Source organism: Streptomyces sp. NPDC005393, from assembly GCF_040606675.1.
Lineage (GTDB): Bacteria > Actinomycetota > Actinomycetes > Streptomycetales > Streptomycetaceae > Streptomyces.
The window spans coordinates 51654-75741 of the sequence record NZ_JBEXFG010000004.1; the positions used below are offsets into that span (position 1 = coordinate 51654).

18 protein-coding genes are annotated in these 24088 nt (G+C 70.8%); 10 read left to right on the top strand and 8 right to left on the bottom strand.

Translation table 11 applies throughout. From position 1 onward, the window contains the following. Positions 1 to 127 precede the first annotated feature (127 nt). Positions 128 to 1492 carry a glycosyltransferase gene (locus ABZS71_RS06120; protein WP_356207933.1) on the bottom strand — a complete coding sequence of 455 codons (1365 nt, stop codon included), beginning with the start codon at positions 1490 to 1492 and terminating at the stop codon, positions 128 to 130. 300 nt (positions 1493 to 1792) lie between these two features. Between ABZS71_RS06120 and ABZS71_RS06125 the strand changes: the two genes are divergently transcribed. Then, positions 1793 to 3379: a phospholipid carrier-dependent glycosyltransferase gene (locus ABZS71_RS06125; protein WP_356207935.1), complete on the top strand. Its 1587-nt coding sequence runs from the start codon at positions 1793 to 1795 to the stop codon at positions 3377 to 3379. Positions 3380 to 3428: 49 nt separating this feature from the next. Further along, entirely contained in the window at positions 3429 to 5858 is a 2430-nt protein-coding gene (locus ABZS71_RS06130) for a galactose oxidase early set domain-containing protein (protein ID WP_356207936.1), read from the top strand. A gap of 70 nt (positions 5859 to 5928) precedes the next feature. Here ABZS71_RS06130 and ABZS71_RS06135 read toward each other — a convergent pair whose 3' ends face one another. Further along, positions 5929 to 6954: an aspartate-semialdehyde dehydrogenase gene (locus ABZS71_RS06135; protein ID WP_356207937.1), complete on the bottom strand. Its 1026-nt coding sequence runs from the start codon at positions 6952 to 6954 to the stop codon at positions 5929 to 5931. Positions 6955 to 7264: 310 nt separating this feature from the next. On the opposite strand from ABZS71_RS06135, the gene ABZS71_RS06140 reads away from it, so the two are divergent. Next, on the top strand, positions 7265 to 8989 hold the full coding sequence (locus ABZS71_RS06140; protein WP_356207938.1) for a TIGR03767 family metallophosphoesterase: 1725 nt from the start codon (positions 7265 to 7267) through the stop codon (positions 8987 to 8989). Positions 8990 to 9010: 21 nt separating this feature from the next. On the opposite strand, the gene ABZS71_RS06145 is transcribed toward ABZS71_RS06140, so the two are convergent. Then, positions 9011 to 10048 carry a hypothetical protein gene (locus ABZS71_RS06145; RefSeq protein ID WP_356207940.1) on the bottom strand — a complete coding sequence of 346 codons (1038 nt, stop codon included), beginning with the start codon at positions 10046 to 10048 and terminating at the stop codon, positions 9011 to 9013. A 143-nt stretch (positions 10049 to 10191) separates the two neighbouring features. Next, positions 10192 to 12837 (bottom strand): aminopeptidase N, encoded by a 2646-nt coding sequence (gene pepN, locus ABZS71_RS06150; protein ID WP_356207941.1) that lies wholly within the window; start codon positions 12835 to 12837, stop codon positions 10192 to 10194. Between the two features lie 188 nt (positions 12838 to 13025). Between pepN and ABZS71_RS06155 the strand changes: the two genes are divergently transcribed. Both ABZS71_RS06155 and ABZS71_RS06160 read left to right on the top strand, forming a co-directional pair. Further along, positions 13026 to 13661: a DsbA family protein gene (locus tag ABZS71_RS06155; RefSeq protein ID WP_356207942.1), complete on the top strand. Its 636-nt coding sequence runs from the start codon at positions 13026 to 13028 to the stop codon at positions 13659 to 13661. 288 nt (positions 13662 to 13949) lie between these two features. Beyond that, positions 13950 to 14294: a hypothetical protein gene (locus ABZS71_RS06160; protein WP_356207944.1), complete on the top strand. Its 345-nt coding sequence runs from the start codon at positions 13950 to 13952 to the stop codon at positions 14292 to 14294. Positions 14295 to 14426: 132 nt separating this feature from the next. Here the strand turns inward: ABZS71_RS06160 and ABZS71_RS06165 are convergent, their stop codons facing one another. Further along, positions 14427 to 15854, bottom strand: a complete 1428-nt coding sequence (locus ABZS71_RS06165; RefSeq protein WP_355848332.1) for an amino acid permease — start codon at positions 15852 to 15854, stop codon at positions 14427 to 14429. 261 nt (positions 15855 to 16115) lie between these two features. On the opposite strand from ABZS71_RS06165, the gene ABZS71_RS06170 reads away from it, so the two are divergent. Continuing rightward, entirely contained in the window at positions 16116 to 16709 is a 594-nt protein-coding gene (locus ABZS71_RS06170) for a biotin transporter BioY (protein WP_355848329.1), read from the top strand. A gap of 106 nt (positions 16710 to 16815) precedes the next feature. Here ABZS71_RS06170 and ABZS71_RS06175 read toward each other — a convergent pair whose 3' ends face one another. Next, positions 16816 to 18282 (bottom strand): amino acid permease, encoded by a 1467-nt coding sequence (locus ABZS71_RS06175; RefSeq protein ID WP_356207945.1) that lies wholly within the window; start codon positions 18280 to 18282, stop codon positions 16816 to 16818. A gap of 182 nt (positions 18283 to 18464) precedes the next feature. On the opposite strand from ABZS71_RS06175, the gene ABZS71_RS06180 reads away from it, so the two are divergent. Continuing rightward, positions 18465 to 18953, top strand: coding sequence for a ribose-5-phosphate isomerase (locus ABZS71_RS06180; RefSeq protein WP_355848323.1), 489 nt, complete (start codon positions 18465 to 18467; stop codon positions 18951 to 18953). Then, on the top strand, positions 18953 to 19762 hold the full coding sequence (locus ABZS71_RS06185; RefSeq protein ID WP_355848320.1) for a DNA-formamidopyrimidine glycosylase family protein: 810 nt from the start codon (positions 18953 to 18955) through the stop codon (positions 19760 to 19762). Before ABZS71_RS06180 ends, ABZS71_RS06185 begins: the two co-directional genes overlap by 1 nt. 39 nt (positions 19763 to 19801) lie before the next feature. On the opposite strand, the gene ABZS71_RS06190 is transcribed toward ABZS71_RS06185, so the two are convergent. Continuing rightward, on the bottom strand, positions 19802 to 21031 hold the full coding sequence (locus ABZS71_RS06190) for a GNAT family N-acetyltransferase (RefSeq protein WP_355848316.1): 1230 nt from the start codon (positions 21029 to 21031) through the stop codon (positions 19802 to 19804). 128 nt (positions 21032 to 21159) lie between these two features. Here ABZS71_RS06190 and ABZS71_RS06195 point away from each other — a divergent pair, with 128 nt between their 5' ends. Further along, complete coding sequence (locus tag ABZS71_RS06195) at positions 21160 to 22302, top strand: PP2C family protein-serine/threonine phosphatase (RefSeq protein ID WP_355848313.1); 1143 nt, start codon at positions 21160 to 21162, stop codon at positions 22300 to 22302. A gap of 133 nt (positions 22303 to 22435) precedes the next feature. After that, positions 22436 to 22816, top strand: a complete 381-nt coding sequence (locus tag ABZS71_RS06200) for a hypothetical protein (RefSeq protein ID WP_356207947.1) — start codon at positions 22436 to 22438, stop codon at positions 22814 to 22816. A gap of 76 nt (positions 22817 to 22892) precedes the next feature. Here ABZS71_RS06200 and ABZS71_RS06205 read toward each other — a convergent pair whose 3' ends face one another. After that, on the bottom strand, positions 22893 to 24083 hold the full coding sequence (locus tag ABZS71_RS06205; RefSeq protein WP_356207949.1) for an acyltransferase family protein: 1191 nt from the start codon (positions 24081 to 24083) through the stop codon (positions 22893 to 22895). Positions 24084 to 24088: the final 5 nt, after the last annotated feature.

Consider the following 24088-nt stretch of genomic DNA (forward strand, 5'->3'; position numbering starts at 1 on the left):
TCGACGGTCGACCGTGCTCGGCCACTCGTTCCTCGCGGCCTGCGCGCGCTCTCCCTTACGACAGCGGCGCGCCCCTTCGGCTCACTCGCCTCCGGTTTTTCGCGGCTCGGTTCGCCTCCGGGGCGCCTTAGCCCCTGTCGACGGTCGACCGTGCTCGGCCACTCGTTCCTCGCGGCCTGCGCGCGCTCTCCCTTACGACAGCGGCGCGCCCCTTCGGCTCACTCGCCTCCGGCTCCGCGCTGTTCAGATGCGCGCCGACGTGGGAGGTCAGCTCCCAGTCGTTGCGCCCGGTGTACTCGCGCCAGACCGCCCGCACGGCCGCGGCGCCGAGGACCAGGGAGTAGACGGGGGTGCCGAGGACGAGCTGGGCGTAGTGCCGCAGCCGGATCCTGACGCCGTACTGCCTGCCGAAGTCGTGCAGCGCGGCGCATTCGAAGGCCATCATCGCGGCCATGGGCAGCACCGGCAGCCACGCGAAGAGCGCCGCGGGCAGCGGGATTCCGCCCGCCACCGCCACGCCCGCGCCGATTGGCACGGCCACCCCGCTGAACGCCTGGAGGAAGGGGGTGGTGAGGGTGTAGCGGGCCAGCACGCGCTGCCCGAAGCCGGGCAGCCGGCGCCACTCGCCCTTCCGCAGGACCTGCAGAAAGCCCTGGTTCCAGCGGGTGCGCTGCTTGTAGAGGGCGACCAGGGAGCCCGGTGTCTCCTCACGGGTGACGAGCGCCGCGTGATAGGCCACCTGGACCTTGGCGCCGCCGCTGGAGAGCCGTACGCCCAGGTCACAGTCCTCGGCCAGGCAGTCGCCGTCCCAGCCGCCGGTGGCGCGCAGCAGATCGGCTCGTACGAAGACAGTATTGCCGCCGAGCGGAATGAACCCCTTTCTGGCGTGTAAATGCAATCGGCTGCGGAACCAGAAGAAATACTCGAGACAATTGCGCAGTGCGTACCAGCTGCTCTCGTAGTTCATCAGCTGGACGCCGCCCTGTACCACATCCGTGCGTCTGCCGTCCCCTTCATCGCGGTGGAAGGCGAAGTCGACATGGGTGAGGAGTTCGGGATGAACGATGTCCTCCGCGTCGAAGACCCCGATGATCTCGCCGCGGCAATGCGGCAGCGCGGTATTCATCGCCCGCGGTTTGTTCTTCCGCTCATGGTGGTCGGTGACGACCTTCACCCGGTCGGGATGGACGGTGGCGAGCCGGTGTGCGATGGCGGCGGTGCCGGGGTCGTCATGACCGACGATCACCACGATCTCGAAGTCCGGATGGTCGATGCGGAGCATCCGCTCGACGGTATGGGCCAGCACGGCCTCCTCGTGCCGGGCCGGGACCAGCAGTGAGAAGGTCAACCGGTGTTCGCCGTCGGGCTCGGCGAACGCGGTGGCTTCGAGGGTCTCGGGCGTGCGCCAGGCATGCATCATCCACCACAGCGTGATGGCGGCCGACGCCATGAGCACCAGCGACACGAACAACAACACGGCGGAAAGCGCCATGGAATTCCCCCCAATGGATTCCAGCGGTGCTCCGGCGAAACAGGACGAGACCGTAGCATCCGATTTTCCCGGGCGTCAATTACGGATTGTGTTGTTCCGTATTCGCGGGACATCGCCGGCCGACCGGAACATGTCGCCGCTCTGAAACCGGGAATTTATCTGCCCGTTATGGTTCGCTGGTGTTCTGGAAAGCCGTGCCGACGGTGTTCTGAGGGGGGTTCCGTGGGGTACGTCACATTGCCCGTGGAAGAGGGTTCGTCCGCGCGTTCCATGGGCACGGCGGATACGCCTGTGCCCAGGGTGCGGAGATTACGCACCGGCCGCACGCCGGACCTCGCACTTCTGCTGCCGGTGGTGATGCTCGCTGTGGCGGTCCGCGCCTGGAACATCGGCGGACTGCCCTTTCCCAATGACGACGAGGGCACCTATCTGGCGCAGGCGTGGGCAGTACAGCATGGGGAGGGCCTGGCCCACTACACGTACTGGTACGACCACCCACCGCTCGGCTGGACGCAATTGGCCGCCCTGTCCTGGCTGCCGTCCTGGCTCCTGCCGGACCTGCCGACCTTCGTCCAGGGCCGGATCGCCATGCTGCCCGTCGCCGCCGCCACCACCGCCCTGACCTGCCTGGTCGCCCGCCGCGGCGGGCTGAACCGCTGGGCGGCCACGGGCGCCGCCCTGCTCTACGCCCTCTCGCCGCTCTCGGTGACCCTGGGCCGGCAGATCTACCTCGACAACTTCGCCGTCCTGTGGGTGCTGGCCGCCTTCGCCTACGCCCTGTCCCCGCGCCGTCATCTGTGGCACCACGTCGGCGCGGGTGTCTGCCTCGCGATCGCGATCCTGTCCAAGGAGACCATCGCCGTCGTCCTGCCCGCCGTGGTCGTCGCGCTCTGGCAGGGCAGCCACCGCAGGACGCGCACCTTCTCCATCGCGGGCTTCGCCTCCGGACTGCTGGGCATCACCCTGCTCTATCCGCTGTACGCCCTGCTCAAGAACGAGCTGCTGCCGGGCGCCGGCCATGTCTCGCTGCTCGGCACGCTCAAGTTCCAGCTGGCCGGGCGGGCCGGCACCGGCTCGATGTTCCGCTCCGGGACCGAGGCCCACACGCTGGTACGGCAGTGGCTCGAGGCCGACCCCGTCCTGCCGCTGGCGGGGCTGGCCGCCACCCTCGTCGTCCTCGCCCTGCCCCGGCGGTCGGGGCTGCGGCTGCGCGGCCCGGCCCTGGCCGCCCTGCTGCTCGCCGCCGTCGCGATGCGGCCCGGCGGCTATCTGCCGAAGATGTACGTCATCCAACTGCTGCCGTTCCTCGCCATCGCCCTGACCGCGGTGGCCCAGGCGGCCGTTGCCGCGCTGCCCGCCGGGCGCCTCGCCCGCGGTGCGCGGGGCGTACGCGGCGTACGCGGCGTACGCGGCGTACGCGCCGTCGCCGCCGCGCTGCTGCTGACCGCCGCCGCCCTGCTGATCGCCCCGCCCTGGTCCCGTACCGACCGCCACAACGCCACCACGGCCGAGACCGACGCCTACTACGACGCCGCCCGCTGGCTGCGCGACGGCAATATCCCGCACCCGGCCGACACCCGCATGGTCGTCGACGGAGTGCTGTGGCTCGACGCCGTCGACAGCGGTCTGCGACCGGGCACCGGAGCCATCTGGCACTACAAGGTCGACCAGGACCCGGCCATCGCCAAGACCCTGCCGCACGGCTGGCGCGACATCGACTACGTCGTCTCCACGCCCGCCCTGCGCGGCGAGCGGGACAACCCGCAGATGCCGACGATCGCCGACCTGCTCCGCCACTCGACGCCCGTCGCGACCTTCGGCGAGGGCGGCGGCCGCATCGACATCCTCAAGACCCGGAACGAGACCCGGAACCGGCCCGGGAACTGAGGCCGCACGGCCCGGGAAACCACCGATCAGTCCAACAGGAGGGGAACCCATGAGGAGACCGAGCCCACCCCGAAAGGCCGGACGACGAAGGGCAGGCCGACTGCTGGCCGCCCTGCTCACCGCCCTGGCGTCCGTCGTCCTCGCCCTGTCCCCGCCCGACCCCGACGCCCGGGCCGCCGCGAAGGCCGCGCCCAACCTCATCACCAACCCCGGTCTGGAGAACCTCGGCGCCGACGGCTTCCCCACCTGCTTCGAGAAGTCCGGCTACGGCGACAACGACCACACCTTCACCGTCACCGGCGCCGCCGGCGCCCACAGCGGCGGCCACGCCGTCGAACTGACCATCACCCGCCTCGCCTCCGGCGACCGCAAGATGATGATGCTGGAGAACGACTGCGCCCCGGCCGTCGTCCCGGACCACCAGTACGACGTGTCGGCCTGGTACCGCACCACCTCGCCGAACACCGTCATCACGCTCTTCCGGCACGACGCCGCCGGCGGCTGGACCTGGTGGACCGATCTCAAGACGCTCCCCGTCACCTCCGACTACGCGCGCGCCGAGGTCCGCACCCCGCCCGTCCCCGCCGGCACCGACCGGATCACCTGGGGCATCACCCTCTACGGCACCGGCACCCTCGCCACCGACGACTACGCCATGACCGACGCGACCGTCCCCGGCCCCGAGGAACCGGTCTGCGCCCCCGAGGACACCAGCCTCGCCTGCGACGGCCGCTGGACCGTCCTCGACATGCCCTCCCCGGTCCGGGCCATCCACTCGGTCCTGCTCAACAACGGCAAGGTCCTGCTCATCGCGGGCTCCGGCAACGACCGCGACGCGTTCAAGGCCGGGACCTTCAAGACCACCGTGTTCGACCCCGCGACCGACACCTTCACCGACATCCCCACCCCCGACGACTTCTTCTGCGCCGGGCACGTCCAGCTCCCGGACGGCCGCGTCCTGGTCATGGGCGGCAACAAGGACTACGCGGCGCTCGACGGCAGCGTCAGCTACAAGGGCCTGAAGACCTCGTACGTCTTCGATCCCGCCACCAACCGTTACACCCGCACCAACGACATGATCGCCGGACACTGGTACCCCTCGGCCACCGCCATGGGCAACGGCGACGTCACCTCCTTCGGCGGCCTCGACGAGACCGCGAACGGCACCGTCCTCAACGAGCGCTTCGACCACACCACCGGTGCCTGGAAGGGCTGTTGCGAGAAGCAGACCTGGAGCTTCTGGGGCCTGTACCCGGCGATGATCCTGCTCCAGGACGGCCGCCTCTTCTACACCGGCAGCCATGTCTTCGGCGTCGGACTGCCCGGCACCGGCGCATCCCTCTACGACTACGACATGGGCACCATCACCGACGTACCCGGGCTGCGCCGCAAGGATGAGCGCGACGAGTCGATGAGCGTACTGCTGCCCCCGGCCCAGGATCAGCGGGTGCTCACCGTGGGCGGCGGCAACCACACCATCACCGAGAACGCCCACCGCCTCACCGACCTCATCGACCTCAAAGCCGACGACCCCGCGTACGTCCCGGGCCCCGATCTGCCGCACGGCCACTACGAGGACGGCACCGCACAGACCGGCGAGGAGGGCAAGGTCTACGTCTCCACCGTGATCCTCCCGGACGGCAAGGTCCTGGAGACCGGCGGCGCCCTGCACACCTACCGCGAGAAGCCGGTCTTCGAGGCGTCGCTGTTCAACCCCGCCTCGGGCGCCTTCGAGCCGGGCCTGGCCACCGACCCGGTCCCGCGGACCTACCACTCCTCGTCGCTGCTCCTGCCCGACGGACGGGTGCTGAGCGTCGGCAACAACCCCGGCGACGGCTCCTTCGACCGCCGGATCTCGATCTACGAGCCGCCGTATCTCTTCCGCGGCGCGCGGCCGCGCATCACCTCGGCCGCGTCCGGTGAGTGGGCGTACGGCTCGACACAGCGCATCACCGTGGACAGGCCGGTGACCAAGGCGTCGCTGATCCGGCCCGCGGCCGTCACCCACTCCTCCGACCCCAACCAGCGCTATGTCGACCTGCCGATGACCGTGGCCGGCGGCAACACCATCGACCTCAACCTCACCAGCAACCCCAACCTCGCGCCGCCCGGCTGGTACATGCTCTCCGTCGTGGGCGCGGACGGCGTCCCCTCGGCCTCCCGCTGGGTGCACATCGGCGGCGAGACGGCCGCCACCGCCCACACCCAGCCGTTCGCCGACGATCCGTCCGCCGCGCCCAAGCCGAAGAAGCAGCGGGGCGCCAGGGCGGTGACCCTGGCCGAGGGGTACGACGGGTGCGACCACACCTACGGCACGGGCGACCAGTGCGTGCCGTGGAGGTTCCCCCGTGGCGTGGCCAAGGCCGACCGCTGCGCATGGCTGCTCGCGCGCGGATACGGCGCCATGAAGACCCACGGCCGTGACCGCCACCGCCTCGACCGCAACCGCGACGGCACGGCCTGCGGCCGCGGCGACTGAACCAGTAAAGGCCCCGTGGGAGCGGCCTCGGCCGCTCCCACGGGGCCCGGGATGAAGCGCGCCCCGGGTATCAGCCCAGGTCGGCCGCCACCAGCTCGGCGATCTGCACGGCGTTCAGCGCCGCGCCCTTGCGCAGATTGTCGTTGGAGAGGAAGAGCGCGAGACCGTGCTCGACCGTCTCGTCCACCCGGATCCGGCCCACAAAGCTCGGGTCCTGGCCGGCGGCCTGGAGCGGGGTCGGGATCTCCGAGAGGGCCACGCCCGGGGCGCCGGCCAGCAGCTCGTACGCGCGCTCCACGCTGATCGGGCGCTCGAAGCGGGCGTTCACCTGGAGCGAGTGGCCGGTGAAGACCGGGACGCGGACACAGGTGCCGGAGACCTTGAGCCCGGGGATCTCCAGGATCTTGCGGCTCTCGTTGCGGAGCTTCTGCTCCTCGTCGGTCTCGTGCCGGCCGTCGTCGACGATCTTCCCGGCCATCGGGAGCACATTGAACGCGATCGGGCGGGCGTAGACGCCCGGCTCGGGGAACTCGACGGCCTCGCCGTCGTGGGTGAGCTCGGCCGCGCGGTCGGCGGTCTTGCGGACCTGGCCGTCGAGCTCGGCGACGCCGGACAGCCCGGAGCCGGAGACGGCCTGGTAGGTGGTGGCCACCAGGGCGGTGAGACCGGCCTCCTCGTGCAGCGGGCGCAGCACCGGCATGGCGGCCATGGTGGTGCAGTTCGGGTTGGCGATGACGCCCTTGGGGCGGTCCACGGCCGCGTGCGGGTTGACCTCCGCGACGACCAGCGGAACCTCGGGGTCCATCCGCCAGGCGGAGGAGTTGTCGATCACGACGGGGCCCTGGGCGGCGACCTTCTCGGCCAGCGCCTTGGAGGTGGCGCCACCCGCGGAGAAGAGCACGATGTCCAGACCGGAGTAGTCGGCCGTGGCCGCGTCCTCGACGGCGATCTCGGTGCCGCGCCACGGGAGCGTACGGCCCGCCGAGCGGGCGGAGGCGAAGAGCCGCAGCTGCTCGGCCGGGAAATCGCGCTCGGCGAGAATCCTGCGCATCACTCCGCCGACCTGGCCGGTCGCTCCGACGATTCCGATCCTCATATCTACCCTTTTCCTTGGTCGTGCCTGTTCCGGGCGCCTACCCGCCGACCAGTCTCTCAGGCTGTGACGTAACCGGCTCGTGACTTTTCCCGCATCCGGCTTCCCGGCCGCATGAACACCCGGTGAGCGGAAGACTGCCGGTTCACCAGCGCGCGATGACTGTTTGCTCCCGCCAAGATCCACGTGTCGATTTCGGCGACGGGCGTTGCCACGTCGTTTACGCGCAGGCCATCCCCGAAGCCAACGATCCGAAGTGAAGGGCAGCGCCGACTGCCCGCCGCTTCCGCGTATCTACTCGGGGAGATCGCGTATGTCCCGCATACGGTCCGCCGCCTCCGCTCTCGATCGTCGCACCTTCCTCGCCGCCACCGCCGCCACGGGTGTCACGACCGGTCTCGGGATCGCCTTCGGACCCGCCAGCGGCTCGGCGGACGCCTCGCAGCCCGCCACCGTGCGCGCCGCGGGCCGCCGGGTGGTCACCGCCCCCGCCGCGCCCTCCAAGGCCGGTACGACGCTGGAGACGTTCTCCGCCGCGCGCACCGGCACCGGCTACCGCCGGCTCGGCGAGGGCCCGGCCTGGGCCCGTAAGGTGCGCACCGAGATCACCGGCGCCAAGGGCGGCCGCGAGGACCGGCGCACCGCGCTCGCCTCCTTCGTCCAGCTGACGGACCTCCACCTCACCGACGTCCAGCACCCGCTGCGCTATGAGTTCCTGCGCTCCGGGCGGACGGGGGCCTGGCGGCCGCACGAGGCGCTGACCGTCGTCGGCGTCGCCTCCCTGATCGAGCGGGTCAACGGGCTGCGTGGCGGGCCCGCCACCGGCGCCCCGCTGTCCTTCGTGATGACCACGGGCGACAACACCGACAACAACTCGAAGATCGAGCTGGACTGGTTCCTGACCTCGATGAACGGCGGCCGGATCGCCCCCAACACCGGCGACCCGCGCCACTACGAGGGCGTGCAGAACAGCGGTCTCAAGGCGTTCTGGCACCCCGAGCAGGCGCTGCGCGACGCCGACAAGCAGCTCGGCTTCCCGCGGATCGACGGTTTCCTCAAGGCGGCGCTGCGCACCGTCAACAGCCCCGGGCTGCGGCTGCCGTGGTATTCGACCATCGGCAACCACGACGATCTGGCGGGCGGCGTCTACTCCTTCGGCGGCGACTACCTCGCGGAGCTGGCCACCGGTAAGCGCAAGCTTGAGATCATTCCGGCCGCCGAGGCCGAGGAGATCTACAAGGGCACGCGCAAGGGCGCCGATCCCCAGGGCAAGGACTTGAAGGCGCTGCTGAAGGCGCACACCAAGCAGATGCGCACCGTCACCCCCGATGAGCGCCGCGCGCCGTTCACACAAGTCGAGTACCTCGCCGCGCACCTCGACCCGGCCCACACCGGGCCCGGCCCGGTCGGCCACGGCTACACCAAGGCCAACCTCGACGAGGGCACTCTCTACTACTCGTTCCGGATCTCCGACGACGTCATCGGCATCAGCCTGGACACCACCGACCCGGGCGGCCACTACACCGGTTCGCTCGGCACGGCCCAACTGCGCTGGCTGGAGCGGACCCTGAAGGCTCACAAGGACGACTACGTCCTGGTCTTCAGCCACCACTACAGCGACAGCATGGGCAACATGAATCGCGACCCGGCCCGGCCGGGCGAGGCCCGCCACGGCGGTGACGAGATCGTCGCCCTCTTCAAGCGCAACCCCCAGGTGCTGGCCTGGATCAACGGCCACAGCCACCAGAACGAGATCACCCCGCACGGCACCTTCTGGGAGATCACCACCGCCTCGCACGTCGACTTCCCCCAGCTGGCCCGGGTCATCGAGGTCGTGGACAACCACGACGGCACGCTGTCCCTGTTCACCACGCTCATCGAGTCGGCCGCCCCGCACCGCACGGACTTCGAGGACCTGTCCCAGACCGGTCTCGCCGCGCTCTACCGCGAGCTGTCCTTCAACGCGCCGGGCGCCAGCCAGAAGCTCGCGGGCGACCCGGACGACCGCAACACCGAACTGCTGCTGCGCAAGGCGTGAGCCGCGGACCGGGCCGCGCGCTCAACGCGGCAGGACGACCACATAGGACGCCGGGTCGCGGTCGGCCGCGGCGATGAGGGCGGTACGGACCACCGCGGCCTGTTCCTCCAGGCACTCCCGGAGCTTCTTCGGGGTGACGCGGACGACCGTGATGCCGAGCCCCTCCAGATGCTCGCGCTTGCGGCCGTACCCGCCGCGCGGGGCGTGCTCGTCGGGGTGCGGCGCCCGCGCGTCGATCTCGACCGCCACGGCCTCCTCCCGCCAGTAGGCGTCCACCCCGCCGAGGCGGGGGCCGCCGGGCAGCCGCAGCTCGACGTTCCACAGCGGCTCGGGCAGGCCGTAGCCGCGGACCATGTCGTACAGCCGCCCCTCGGCGATGGCCCGGCCCTCGGCGAGCAGCGCGTCCACGGCGTCCACGACATGCGGCCGGGACAGCAGCCGGGCCGAGCTCAGCTCCTTGACGACCGTCGCCGCCTCGCAGTGGCCATGGCGTACGGACTCGGTGAGCAGCCTGCGGACCAGGGCGGCGTCGGTGAGCCGGCTGACCGCGTCGGCGAGGGCGCGGGCGACCGGCGCGGTCGGCACCCCGGCCACGTACTGGGGGCTGGGCAGGGTGCCCGCCCGTACGAAGCGGACGAAGCCGGTGGAGCGCAGCCGCCGGGTGCGCGTCACCAGGACGTCGACCCGGTCGAGAGAGGGCAGCGGGGGGGCGGAGGAGAAGTGGTGCAGGGCGAGCGCCGCGAGCCCGGTGATCATCGCCTCGCCGCCGCCGGCCGGCTCCCCGCCGCTCCCCGGCTGCCCGCCGGAGGCCGCCGTCTGGCCGCGGCTCGCGGTGTACAGGAGCGCCGCGAGCAGCCGCTCCTCGCTGGTGGCGGGGCCGGGGTGGAGCAGATGGACGCCCGGCAGAATCTGCTGCCAGGGACCGCCGGCCCGGCAGCGCTCCGCGGCGACGGCTGCGGTCACACCGTGTTCGCGTAGCTGACGTGACGTCAGAACCCGGCGCTGGACGTCCGAGAGGTGGTGGAGGGGGCGGGGTGTCAGCGGCGTGTTGTGGCTCATGCCCCCGCCATTCCCGTCCCCGCTCCACCCGCTAACCGCTGTTACAGACTCGTCGACAAAACTGGACAACACCGCACTAAAGTACGGCAGTTCGAATGCCGAAAGGGTCCCCGCCCCTCTGCCCCGAGCGGCTGCCGGAGCCGTCAGACGGCCGCCCGCGCGTCGCACTCCTGTCCGCGCAGCGCCCGCGCGAGGTCGTCGCGCGCCTCCAGAACCAGCCGCCGCAGCGCGGGCGCCGCGTCCGGACGGCCGGCCAGCCAGGCGTCGGTCGCCTCCAGCGTGGTGGCGTCGCCCTGGGTGCCGGGGAACAGCCCCCGCACGATCGCCATCCCGATCTCGATCGACCGCTCCTGCCAGATCCGCTCGATCACCTCGAAGTAGCGCGGTGCGTACGGCGCCAGCAGCTCCCGCTGGCCCGGCTGGTCGAAGCCGGAGATGGTGGCCTCCACCAGCGCGTTGGAGAGCCGGTCGGACTCCACCAGCGCCTCCCATGCCTCGGCCTTGACCGCGGCCGACGGCCGGGCGGCCAGACAGCGCACCTGGTGCCGCTTGCCGGAGGCGGTGTCGTCACGGGCCAGCTCGGCCGCGATCAACGCCTCGTCGGCCGCCCCGTGCGCGGCGAGCGACGCCAGGAACGTCCAGCGCAGCTCCTGGTCGACATCGAGCCCGTCGATCCTGGCCGTGCCGTCCAGCAGCCCGCGCAGCAGCCGCAGCTCGGCGTCGGCGTCGGCGACCTGGGCGAAGAACCGGGCCCAGGCCAGCTGATGCCCGCTGCCCGGCGCGGCGAGCCGCAGCTCGCGCAGCGCGGCCTCGGCGATCCGGCCGCCCGCCTCCTCACGGCTGCCGGGCGCGGTGTAGTGGTGCAGGGCGGACAGCGCCCATGTCTGGATCATCTGCAGCACGCCGATGTCGGTCTCGGCCCCGGCGAACCTCTCCACCAGCCCGAGGTAGTCGCGGGCGGGCATCAGGGCGTCCCGGGTCATGTTCCACAGCGCGGACCAGCACAGCGCGCGGGCGAGAGGGTCGGCCAGCTCGCCCAGGTGCTCGCGCAGGGTGTCCAGCGAGTCCTCGTCGAAGCGGATCTTGCAGTAGGTGAGGTCGTCGTCGTTGACCAGAATCAGATCGGGCCGCCCGGCCCCGGTCAGCTCGGTGACGACCGTACGGGGGCCGTCGATGTCGACCTCGGCACGGGCATAGCGCACCAGCGCCCCGGCGGCCTCTCCGGCGGGGGCGTCCTTCCGGTAGAGCCCGACGGCGATCCGGTGCGGCCGCAGCGTGCCACGCGGCGGAGCCGCATCATCGGAAACAGTGCTCTCGGCGGCCTCCTGGACCACCGCCAGCTCGGTGATGTGCCCGGCCGCGTCGTACGTCGCCTGCGGGGTGAGCGCGTTGACGCCCGCGGTCTCCAGCCAGGCGCGGGACCAGGCGGCCATGTCCCGGCCCGAGGTCTCGGTGAGCACCGACAGCAGATCGGCCAGCCGGGTGTTGCCGTACGCGTGCCGCTTGAAGTAGCGCCGCGCGCCCTCCAGGAAGGCGTCCTGCCCGGCGTAGGCGACGAGCTGCTTGAGCACGGACGCGCCCTTGGCGTAGGTGATCCCGTCGAAGTTGAGCTTGGCGTCCTCCAGGTCGCGGATGTCGGCCGTGACGGGGTGGGTGGACGGCAGCTGGTCGGCGCGGTAGGCCCAGGACTTACGGCGGTTGGCGAAGGTGATCCAGCCGTCGGTGAAGCGGGTCGCCCCGACCAGCGAGAAGGTCCCCATGAAGTCCGCGAACGACTCTTTGAGCCACAGGTCGTCCCACCACTCCATGGTCACCAGATCGCCGAACCACATATGCGCCATCTCGTGCAGGATGACGTTCGCCCGGCCCTCGTAGGACGCCTGAGTGACCTTGCCGCGGAAGATGAACTCCTCGCGGAACGTCACACACCCCGGGTTCTCCATCGCGCCGAGGTTGTACTCGGGGACGAACGCCTGGTCGTACTTGCCGAAGGGGTACGGGTAGTCGAAGTGGTCGTGGAAGAAGTCCAGACCCTGCTTGGTGACGGTGAAGATGTCGTCCGCGTCGAAGTGCTTGGCGAGCCCCTTGCGGCACAGCGCGCCCAGCGGGATCTCCAGGACCGAGCCGTCGGGGAGCGTGCGGCTGTAGCGGTCCGACTCGTAGTGGTACGGGCCCGCGACGACGGCCGTGATGTACGTCGAGATGGGCTGGGTCGGGGTGAAGCGGGTGATCGCGCCCCCGCCCTCGGAGCCCGCGGGCCCGACCCCGGCGACCGTCCCGTTGCTCAGCACCGTCCAGCCGTCCGGGGCGGTCACCGAGAAGGTGAACGGCGCCTTGAGGTCCGGCTGTTCGAAGTTGGCGAAGACCCGGCGGGCGTCGGCCGGCTCGTACTGGGTGTAGAGATACACCTCGCCGTCCTCGGGGTCCACGAAGCGGTGCAGCCCCTCACCGGTCCTGCTGTACGCGCACTGCGCGTCCACCACCAGCTCGTTCTCGGCGGCGAGCCCGTCCAGCGCGATCCGCGTCCCGTCGAAGACGGCCCCCGGGTCCAGCTCCCGGCCGTTCAGCCGTACCTCGGTCACCGAGGGCGCCAGCAGATCGATGAAGGACCCCGCGCCCGGCTGGGCGCAGCGGAAGCGGACCGTCGTGGTCGAGCGGAAGGTGCGCGGCCCGCGCCCGGTGTGCTCCCCGACCGCCGACCGCAGATCGAGCGCCACCTCGTACGCGTCCACGGCCAGCAGCTTCGCCCGCTCGCGGGCTTCGTCACGGGTCAGATTCTCACCGGGCACGACGTAGCTCCCTCGGCAGTGTCTCGGATATCGGACAGCCGAAATCATGTCACGGTGCACTGACAGGGGGAATCGGGGAATGCGGTCGGATCCCTCCCACGTTGCTTGAAGCAGATACTGATCTTTCAGTATCTGATCTGCAGTATCTGATCCCTGTCTGATTCATCTGCGTGCGCCGAGGAGATACCGTGACCGAGACCGTCAAGACTCCTGCCGACTTCTGGTTCGACCCGCTGTGTCCCTGGGCGTGGATGACCTCGCGCTGGATGCTCGAGGTGGAGAAGGTCCGCCCGGTCGAGGTGCGTTGGCATGTGATGAGCCTGGCCGTACTGAACGAGCCCAAGCTCGATGAGCTGCCCGAGGAGTACCGCGAGCTGATGAAGACCGCCTGGGGCCCGGTCCGGGTCTGCGTCGCCGCCGAGCAGAAGCACGGCAGCGAGGTCCTCGGCCCGCTCTACACCGCCCTCGGCACCCGCTTCCACAACCAGGGCCTGGAGAGGAACCGCGAGACGATCGTCGCCGCCCTGGAGGAGGCCGGTCTGCCCGCCGAGCTCGCGGACGCCGCCGACTCCGACGAGTACGACACCGAGCTGCGCGCCTCCCACAAGGCGGGCATCGACCTGGTCGGCCAGGACGTCGGCACCCCCGTCATCGCCGCCCCGGGCTCGGACGGCGAGCAGGTCGCCTTCTTCGGCCCGGTCGTCACCCCCGCCCCCAAGGGTGAGGCCGCCGCCAAGCTGTGGGACGGCACCCTGCTGGTCGCCTCGACGCCCGGCTTCTACGAGATCAAGCGGACCCGCACGGTCGGCCCGATCTTCGACTGACCGGTGCCGGTGCCGGTGCCGGTGCTCGGGCCGGTGGCGTGGTGCGGGTTTCGTTTCGCGCCTTCGGCGCCTTGAGCATGGGGGCAGGTAGGAGCGGGGCCGGGCCGCGTTGCCGGGCGTCGGGCCGGCGGTGGCGGTGGCCGGTCGCGGCGCCTGCCGTCTGGGGCTTGGCCTGACGCCGGACAGCGGGCTGGGGGTACCTCCGGAAAAAGTGCTTGATGTGAAGCAAGCGTTTTATCAAGCGATTCCATGTGAGGTACCCGGTCCGGCGTCGGCCTGGTGGTCCGGATGGGTCTCAGCCCCCGGCTCGCTGGCACCATCATGGTCACGCTGATGGCCACCAACGCCTGGGAGTCCGCCTGGGACGGTCTGGTCGCCCTCTGGCAGCGGTTCCAGCCCGCCAGGGCCGACGGCATCGGCGACGAGTTCGAGGCGAACCGCGCCGATCTGCTCCTCGCGCGCGAGACGGGCGATGAGGAGTCCGAGGCCGAGCTGACCACCGAATGGCAGGGCCGGGTGCGTCGGCTGCTGGCGGCGCGGCCGGAGGTCGCGGATGAACTGCGCCGCATTCTGGACGAACTGACCCCGCGGCTGCCTGAGCCGCAGCGGCACTCCCACGGGCTGGGCAAGTGAGATGAGGCCATCGCGGGGCTCCAGGAGCTCATCGAACGCCGCGAACGGATGCTCGGACCCGAGCACCCGTTCGTCGTCCAAAACCGTGAGCGGCTCGCCGACTGGCAGGCCGAGGCCGAAGCCCGGCGTTGATCAGCCCTCGCGCCGCGCGACCACGGCGCGCTGCCGCACATAGCCGATGACCGCCAGGGCGATCGTCATCACGGCTGTGGCGTACAGCTGGGTGCGGGTGTCGCTCTCGCGGAGCATCAGCAGCAGCACACCGACTGTCGCGGCCAGTGCGACCCAGGTCAGGTAGGGGAAGAGCCACATCTTTACCACGAGCTTCTCGGGCCCCTCGCGCTCGAGGCGGCTGCGCGTCCGTAGCTGGGCGACGGCGATGAAGCCCCAGACCACCAGCACGGCGGCGCCGACCATGTTGAGCAGCCATTTGAAGATGGTGTCCGGCCACCAGTAGCTGAGCAGCACCGCGACGAAGCCGAAGAGGGAGGAGGCGAGGACGGTGAGGCGGGGTACGCCGGAGCTGACCTTGCCGAGGAAGGCGGGGCCTTCGCCGCGGGTGACCAGGGAGTAGGACATGCGGGAGGCGCCGTAGATGTTGGCGTTCATCGCGGAGAGCAGCGCGACCAGCACGATGACGTTCATGATGTTCCCGGCCGCCGGGATGTCGAGGTGGTCGAGGACCGCCACGTACGGGCCGTCGGCCACGACCGCCTTGTCGTTCCACGGGATCAGCGTGACGACGACCAGCATCGAGCCGACGTAGAAGAGGGCGATGCGCCACATCGCGGTGCGCACGGCGCCGGCGACGCTCTTGACCGGGTTCTCGGACTCGGCCGCGGCGATCGTCACCGTCTCCAGTCCGCCGTACGCGAAGACGGAGGCCAGCAGGCCGACGACGAGGCCGTCCACACCGTTGGGGAGGAAGCCGCCGTCACCGGTGAGGTTGGCGCTGCCCGGGGCGTCGGTGCCCGGCAGGACGCCGAGGATGGCGAGGATGCCCAGCACGAGAAAGAGGGTGATCGCGGCGATCTTCAGCGCGGCGAACCAGAACTCGAACTCGCCGAAGTTGCTGACCGCAGCGAGGTTCGTACCGCAGAAGACCGCCATGAAGAGGGCGACCCACATCCAGGAATCGGTGCCCGGGAACCACTGGACCATGATTCCCGCCGCGCCGATCGCCTCGGCCGCGATGCCCACGCACAGCAGGATCCAGAACATCCAGCCCACCGTGAACCCCGCCCACGGCCCGATCGCCCGCTCGGCGTGCACGGAGAAGGAGCCGGAGGCCGGGTTGGCGGCCGACATCTCGCCGAGCATCCGCATGACGAGCATCACCAGCAGCCCGGACAGCGTGTACGCGATCACGATGGACGGACCGGCGGCGGCGATTCCGGCGCCGGAGCCGACGAACAGGCCCGCGCCGATCACGCCGCCGAGGGCGATCATCGACAGATGGCGCTGCTTGAGGCCATGGGAGAGCGGGGGCGTGGCGGTCGCGCCCGCGCCGGTAGCCTCGGCAGCGCTCTGTGGCGCCGGGGACGCAGGTGTCCTGTTCATGTGTTCGTCTTCAACCCTTGTTGCGTGCGGAGCGGGCGGATGCAAAACGTCCTCAGTGTGAAGCGCGCGTCCGATGAGGACAACAATGATCTCTGAATTTTCTGCATATCGGACACCATGGTCACGCTGCGTATCGCGGTGATCTGCCCGAAGCCGCCAAGCGCATGGCCCGGCCTTTGTTCCATTCGACGATGATCGACGATCGTTCACTGGGCTAACGTCGCCGTAGTCCGCACCGCCTCTCACCTCGGAGCCTCGCTGATGAGCACTGTTTCTGCCGCCGCCTCGCCCGGTACCGTCCTCGCGGACGCGGTCTTTCCCGCCCGGCGCGTCCTCGTCCGTGACGCCGCGCTGGTCCTCGGCGGCGCCGCGCTCACCGGTCTCGCCGCGCAGATCTCGGTGCCCGTCCCCGGCTCGCCGGTGCCGGTGACCGGCCAGACCTTCGCCGCGCTGCTGGTCGGCACCTCGCTCGGGGCCCGGCGGGGCTTCCTCTCCCTCGCGCTGTACGCCCTGGTCGGCATGGCGGGCATGCCGTGGTTCGCCGAGGGCGGCTCCGGCGCTGCCGCGCCGTCCTTCGGCTACGTCCTGGGCATGCTGCTCGCCGCAACCGTGGTGGGCGCGCTGGCCCGGCGCGGTGGCGACCGCGGGGTGCTGCGCACCGCGGGCACCATGGCGGCCGGCTCCGCGATCATCTACGCCGTGGGCGTCCCGTACCTCGCGGTGGCCGCCCACATATCCCTCGGCCAGGCGGTCGCGGCCGGGCTGACCCCGTTCCTGATCGGGGACGCGCTGAAGGCCGCGCTGGCGATGGGCGCGCTGCCCGCCGCCTGGAAGCTGCTCGGCCGCCGCGGCTGAACAGGCGCCGCGACCACCACGCGGCCGGGGCCCGCACCCTCCATGGGTGCGGGCCCCGGCTCGTACGGCACGGCTCGTGCGCGGGCGACGCGTGGATCGTGGCCGTTTACGGGGCCACCGACTCCTTGGTGGCGGGGTCGGCCGCGGCCGGGCCGCGGGCCCCGGTGATCCGCTCGCGGACCAGGGCGAAGCCCACCACCAGCAGGGCCACCAGCGCGGAGAGGATCACCTGCTCGCGCCCGTCCTTGTCGGTGAGCATGTAGACCAGCACGAACGAGATCATCCCGATCGTCGCCCAGGTCAGATACGGGAACAGCCACATCCGGACGATCAGCTTCTCCGGGTTCTCGCGCAGGATGATCCCGCGCATCCGCAGCTGGGTGAAGCAGATGACCAGCCACACGAAGAGCGCGACCGCACCGGAGGAGTTCAGCAGGAAGTTGAAGACCGTGTCCGGCCACTGGTAGTTGAACCAGACGGCGAGGAAGCCGAAGACGACCGACCCGAGAATCGCGGCCTGCGGGACGCCACGCGCGGTGGTACGGCCGAAGGCGGCCGGGGCGTCGCCGCGCCGGCCCAGCGAGAAGGCCATCCGGGAGGCGGTGTAGAGGCCGGAGTTGAGACAGGAGAGCACGGCGGTCAGCACGATGACGTTCATGATGTCGCCGGCGTGCGGGATGCCGATCGAGTCGAGCGCGGCGACGTAGCTTCCCTTGTCCGCGATCGCCTTGGAGTCCCACGGCAGCAGGGTCACGACGACGAAGATCGAGCCCAGGTAGAAGACCGCGATCCGCCAGATCACGCTGTTGGTCGCCTTGGAGACGGCCCGCTGCGGGTCCTCGGACTCACCGGCCGCCAGGGTGACGATCTCGCTGCCCATGAAGGAGAAGACGACCAGCAGCACACCGGTGAGGATCGCGCCCGGTCCGTTGGGCAGGAAGCCGCCGTGGTCGGTGAGGTGGGACAGCCCCGCGCCCGCGTTGTCGGAGTGCGGCAGCAGCCCGAAGACCGCGAGCCCGCCGATCACGATGAACGCGGCGATCGCGACGACCTTGATCCCGGCGAACCAGAACTCGAATTCACCGTAGGAGGAGACCGAGACCAGGTTGGCGGCGGTGAGCACGACCATCACGATCAGCGCCCAGCCCCACTGGGGTACGGCGGGCCACCAGCCCTCCAGGATCTTGGCGCCGGCGGTCGCCTCGACCGCCAGCACCACGACCCAGAAGAACCAGTACAGCCAGCCGATCGAGAAACCGGCCCAGCGGCCGAGCGCCCGGTCGGCGTAGGCGGAGAAGGAGCCTGAGCTGGGATTGGCGGCGGCCATTTCGCCAAGCATTCGCATGACGAGGACGACCATGAGGCCGACCAGCGCGTACGAGACGAGAATGCCGGGCCCGGCCTTCGCTATCCCCGCGCTGGAGCCGACGAACAGGCCGGCGCCGATCACTCCGCCGATCGCGATCATCGACAGATGGCGGTTCTTGAGTCCGGCCTTGAGGCCGTCGGGGGAGCCTGGTCCGGAGCCGCCCGGCGCCTGCTGCTTCGAGGTGGTCGCTGGTTGTGCGCTCATGTGCTCGGTTCCTTTGCTCTCGCGGTACGAGCGACGCCAGTGAATCTCAGGAGGACCATTTGTTGAACCTTTGATTCCGGATCGTTACTTGACGTTTTCATGAGGTTCTTTGGTGCCGAAAGGTTTTTCCGTCCCGCCTACCCGGCGCGGCATGAGCGACACGGCCATGTCACACTCGGGCTATGCGCGTGTACCTCGGCTCCGACCATGCCGGTTTCGAACTCAAGAACCACCTGGTGGACTGGCTCAGGGCGGGCGGCCATGAGCCCGTCGACTGCGGCCCGCACATCTATGACGCCCAGGACGACTACCCGCCGTTCTGCCTGCGCGCCGCCGAGCGGACCGCCGCCGACCCGGGCAGCCTCGGCATCGTGATCGGCGGATCCGGCAACGGCGAGCAGATCGCGGCGAACAAGGTCAAGGGGGTACGCGCCGCCCTGGCCTGGAGCGAGCAGACCGCCGCCCTCGGCCGTGAGCACAACGACGCCAATGTGATCAGCGTCGGCGCCCGGATGCACACCCAGGAAGAGGCGACCAAGTTCGTCGAGATCTTCCTGAACACTCCGTACTCCGGTGAGGAGCGGCACACCCGCCGCATCCAGATGCTCGCCGCCTACGAGACCACCGGCGAGCTGCCGCCCATCCCCGCCCACCACCCCCACGGCGACTGATGCCCGAAGGGCACACCATCCACCGGCTGGCCGCCGACCACCTCGAGACCTTCGGCGGCCGGCCCGTCCGGGCCACCAGCCCCCAGGGCAAGTTCGCCGACGGCGCCGCGCTGATCGACGGGCAGGAGCTGCACCACGCCGAGGCGCACGGCAAGCACCTCTTCCTGGACTTCGCCGCCACCGGATGGGTCCATGTCCATCTGGGGCTCTTCGGCACGTACGGCTTCGGGCCGGCCCCCGCCCCGCCGCCCACCGACACCGTCCGGCTGCGGCTGGCGAACCCCACGGGATACGCCGATCTGCGCGGGCCGACGGCCTGCGCGCTGATCACCGACGAGGAGAAGCGGGCGATCCACGACCGGCTCGGCCCCGATCCGCTGCGCCCGGCGGACGACGGCGACCGCGCCTGGGCCCGGATCTCCCGCAGCCGCGTCAGCGTGGCCGCGCTGCTGCTGGACCAGAAGATCGTCGCCGGTGTCGGCAATGTCTACCGCGCCGAGGTCCTCTTCCGGCACGGTATCGACCCCTACCGCCCCGCCCGCCGGCTCCTGCGCGCCGAATGGGACGCGATCTGGTCGGATCTCGTCGAGCTGATGCGCGAGGGCGTACGGAACAACCGGATCGACAGCGTCCGCCCCGAGCACACCCCCGAGGCGATGGGCCGCCCGCCGCGCGTCGACGACCACGGGGGAGAGGTCTATGTCTACCGCCGCGCCGGACAGCCGTGCCATATCTGTGGCGGAGAGATCCGCACCGCCGACCTCTCCGCCCGCAACCTGTTCTGGTGCCCGGACTGCCAGCGGGCCTAAGGGCCTGAAAGCCTAGGGGCTAAAGGCCTGAGGGCCGCCTCAGAAGCCGTGGGGAAGCCAGGGGGCGACGAGGGAAGTGAAGGCGGCCGACGCCTCCGCCAGCGCGCCCTGCCGCGCCTCCTGGACGCGGCCCGCGCCCGCCAGCGCCGCCAGCGAGACCCCGCCGAGGTACGCCGTGCCCAACTCCCGCACGCCGAGCCGCAGATCGGGGGCGTCGCTGGTGCGTGTGCAGGAGGCGCCCTTCGCGTCGCCGGTCAGCCGCCAGCGCCCCTCGTTCCAGGGGCAGAAGGAGTCCGTGACCTCCAGGACGACGTCCACCGGGGTCGTATACGTTCGCGCCTCCAGCGCCGCGCCGAGATCCACCAGCCGTACATGCAGCGAATCGCGCAGCCGTACGGCGCACCGGCGGATGTCCGAAACCAGGTGGTGCCATGGATCGTCGACCGGGCGGCCGCCCGTCCTGATCGCCGAGGTCAGGTCGAGGTCGAAGAGGAAGCGCCACAGCGCCGCGTACGACGCCGGGTCCAGGGCCTCCAGATCGCGCAGCACGACCACGCCCTTCGGTCCGGCCGGATCCCAGTCGGGCCTGACCGCGAAGCGCGCGTATCCGGTGACCTCGCCGCCCGACTCGGCCAGCACGCAGCGCAGCGGGGACGCCCCCTCGCGCTCGCCCGGCGGGTCCAGCAGCGGCACCCGCTCCCAGCCGGGGCGGCGCTCCAGCATGCCCGGCCGTTCGGTCACCCGCCGGGCGTAGACCGCCTCGCACGCCCCGACGGCGGCATTCGGCGCCACGGCGCGCAGCCTCACGTCATCGGTGCCCTCAGGGACGGTCAGCCGCACCCGGGTGGTGTCGATCTCGGCCAAGGCGCTCTGTGTGGCCGCGCCGTACCCGAACCGTCCGTAGATGTCCGGCTCGGAGGCGGTCAGGACGGCCAGCGGCTCGCCCGCCGCGCGCACATCGTCCAACTGGCGCCTCATCATGGCCCGCAGCACCCCGCGCCGCCGGTGGGTGGCCTGCACGCTGACCATCGTGACGCCGGCCGCAGGTACGACCGCGCCGCCCGGAACCGACAGCCGGAAGCTGAACAGCCCGGCCGTGCCGACGATGTCCTCGCCGTCCCAGGCGCCGATCGAGCGCTCGCATTCGGTCAAGTCCCGCCAGAGCGCGGATTCCTCCGGCGCCTCGGGTACGCCGCCGAACGCGAGCACCAGCTTTCCGTACCAATCATCCCAAATCGTGGGATCGAGCACCCGCTGCTCAGTCGTCATATTCTTATCCCTAGCAGCAGTTTCCCATACACGCGAACGAAATTCGCTTACAATTGCCCCCCTGGGTGGGTGGTTCAACGCGCCACGAATCGACGCGCGTCCGAACGGGTGGGTAGGGTCCCGATGCAATGACTGGCGGCGCGGACACTCCGATGGCCCGGATGCGCAAGGCTCTGCACCGGGCTCGCACAGGCGTGCGCAAAGCCGGAGTCGACTACTTCCGCGGCGAAGGCTCCGACCGGCTCGCCCTCACCGCGCTGCTCCTCGGTGTCCCCGCCGTCGCCTGCGGCACCATCGCCCAGCCCGACTGGTGCGCCCCCTCCGCCCTCGTCCTGCCCATCGTCGCGGGCGGGCTGCTGCTGCGCCCCGCCAGCCTGCTCGCCCTGTACGCGGCCGCCGCCAGCGCCCTGATCGTGGAGTCCGCCGTCCTCGGCCCCTACACCGAGGAGGACGCCTCCTCCCGGGTCACCCCCGGCACCATCCTGGTCGTCGCCGCCGTCGGCTTTTTCGGCCTGCTGATCGCCCAGTTCCGCAGCCGGGTCGGGGTGCCGTGGCGGCGCGGCGGCACCATGCTCTTCGACCTGCGAGAGCGCATCCGCGTCCAGAGCAAGCTGCCCGGCCTGCCGCGCGGCTGGCACCGTGAGATGGCGCTGCGCCCGGCCGGCGGACAGTCCTTCTCCGGCGACTTCGTCGTCGCCGCGCGTACCGGCGGCGGCCGCACCCTCGAAGTCGTCCTCACCGACGTCTCCGGCAAGGGCATGGACGCCGCCTCCCGCGCCCTGCTTCTCTCCGGCGCCTTCGGCGGCCTCCTCGGCTCGCTGCCCCCGCACGGCTTTCTCCCGGCCGCCAACGGCTATCTCCTCCGCCAGGACTGGGACGAGGGCTTCGCGACCTCCGTCCATCTCGTACTCGACCTCGACAGCGGCGACTTCGAGCTCTTCTCCGCCGGACATCTGCCCGCGCTCCAGCTGAGCGCGGGCACCGGCAAATGGGAGGAGAAGTCCGCCGACGGCCCGCTCCTCGGCGTCTACGACGTCGCCCAGTTCGACCCCACCAAGGGCACGCTGCGCCCCGGCGACGTCCTGATGCTCTTCACCGACGGCCTCGTCGAGACCGCCGACCGCGACATCAGCGAAGGCATCGACCGCCTGACGGGCGAGGCCGACCGCTATGTGGCCTCCGGCTTCCACGGCGCGGCCTGGCATCTGATCGAAACGGTCGCCAAGGACGTCAACGACGACCGAGCGCTGCTGCTGATCTGCCGCCATTAGCCCGGCTTCTTCCCACCCCCGCCGAACCCGGGCCGTACGGCAAAGCATCCCCCGGCACCCATCCCGCACCCGGCGGGGTCAGCCCTACCCCCGATACGGCTCGTCCTGAGCGGCCGCGTAGCCGTCTCGGTCGGTGACCTCCTCGCCGGCCCCAGGGCGTCCAGGCCGCCCGTACGACGTCCAGGTCCTGCACCGCCGCCGGCTCGCGGCCGCTCCCCGAGACGCCCTGCGCCGAGGCGGTCTCCAGCCGGCGGCCGTCGCCCGAGCCCGCCGGGCCGGGACGAGCACCCCGGTGCGCGGCAGCCCCATGGCCGCGGCCACACCCCATACGGACCCGGCGCGGGCCGCCCTGCCGGCGGGGAGGGCCCTCGGAGGCGGATACGACGTGGTCGGCGAGGACGCCCGCCCGCCGCTGCTTCGCCATCGCATGGTCCTCGCCGTGGCGCTCGGCCTCGTGGCGACGACGCTGCCCGCACGGGCGGCGCTGCGCCGGGAGACGCCCCGGCGGGGCTGAGGGACACCCGGCGACACGGCAAGAGGGCTGGGCCGTGCGTGCACGGTCCAGCCCCACGGGTCCTCGCCGTCTTGGCTCAGGCCGCCGTCGTCGTACGGCTGCGGGCCTGTTCGGCGGGGTCCTTTTTGAAGGCCCACACCATCTTCGGCTCCATCGCGAAGCGGAAGGCGCGCTGCACGGGGGGTGTGCACAGCACGGTGATCACGGAGGCGGCGATCAGCGTCACCGTGATCTCGCCCAGCGGCTTGTGCAGCCACTGGTAGTCGTCGAACCAGCCCCAGAAGCGGGAGCCCTTGGCCAGGAAGCCGTGCAGCAGGTAGCCGTACAGCGTCCCGGCGCCCAGCGCGGTGAACCACATCTTCCGCCGCGGCACCCAGGAGAAGAAGCAGCTGACGAGCACCATCGAGCAGCCGAAGAGGGCGAGCGTCATCACGGGGCCGGTCCACGGCGGGGCGCCCAGCTCCTGGACGCTGTCCCGGTGGTAGAACCACGCAGAACTCATCCGGGGCGCCGCCCAGTAGGCGAACACGAGGGCGCACAGACCGATCGGCACCGACAGGATCCGGACCTGGCGCCGCCGCATCAGCTGGAAGTGCTCGGGCTTCATGCACAGGCCGATCACGAAGAACGGCAGGAACTGGAGCACCCGCTGCAGATCGAGGTCGTCGCCGATGTCGGGCGAGACGGACGCGAGCGTGGCGATCGCCAGCGACAGCGGGACCGGCCAGCGCACCAGCTTCCAGATCGGGGTGGTCAGCCGCCAGGCGAAGAGCGCGACCAGGAACCAGGTGAGGTACCAGGGATCGAGCAGGCTGAAGTCGTACGTCGGATCGTCGTCCGCCCAGCGCTTGAAGAGGGTGTACGCCACTTCGAAGATCACATACGGCACGGCGACCCCGGTGATCAGCCGCTTGAGCCGGTCCGGCCGCATGTCGAAGCTGCGCGAGAAGTAGCCGGAGATCAGGATGAAGGCCGGCATGTGGAAGGTGTACACGGTCATGTACAGCGCTTCCGCGGTCCGGCTGCCGTCGGTGAGCGGTTCCCAGGAGTGGGCCATCGCGACCAGCACGATCGCGAGGTACTTCGCGTTGTCGAAGAACGCGTCCCGTTGCTTGGGCTTCTGTCCGGCGGGGGCGCTGGAGGCGGCCGGGGCGGTGGCCCGGTGCCCTGCTTCTTGGCCCCGCGGCATGGGGGGAGTGGGCTCCGCCTCCCGGGCCGGTGGGAGGGGGGCCCGCTGATAACCGTGCGGGCGCAGGGAGTTGGTCACAGGCC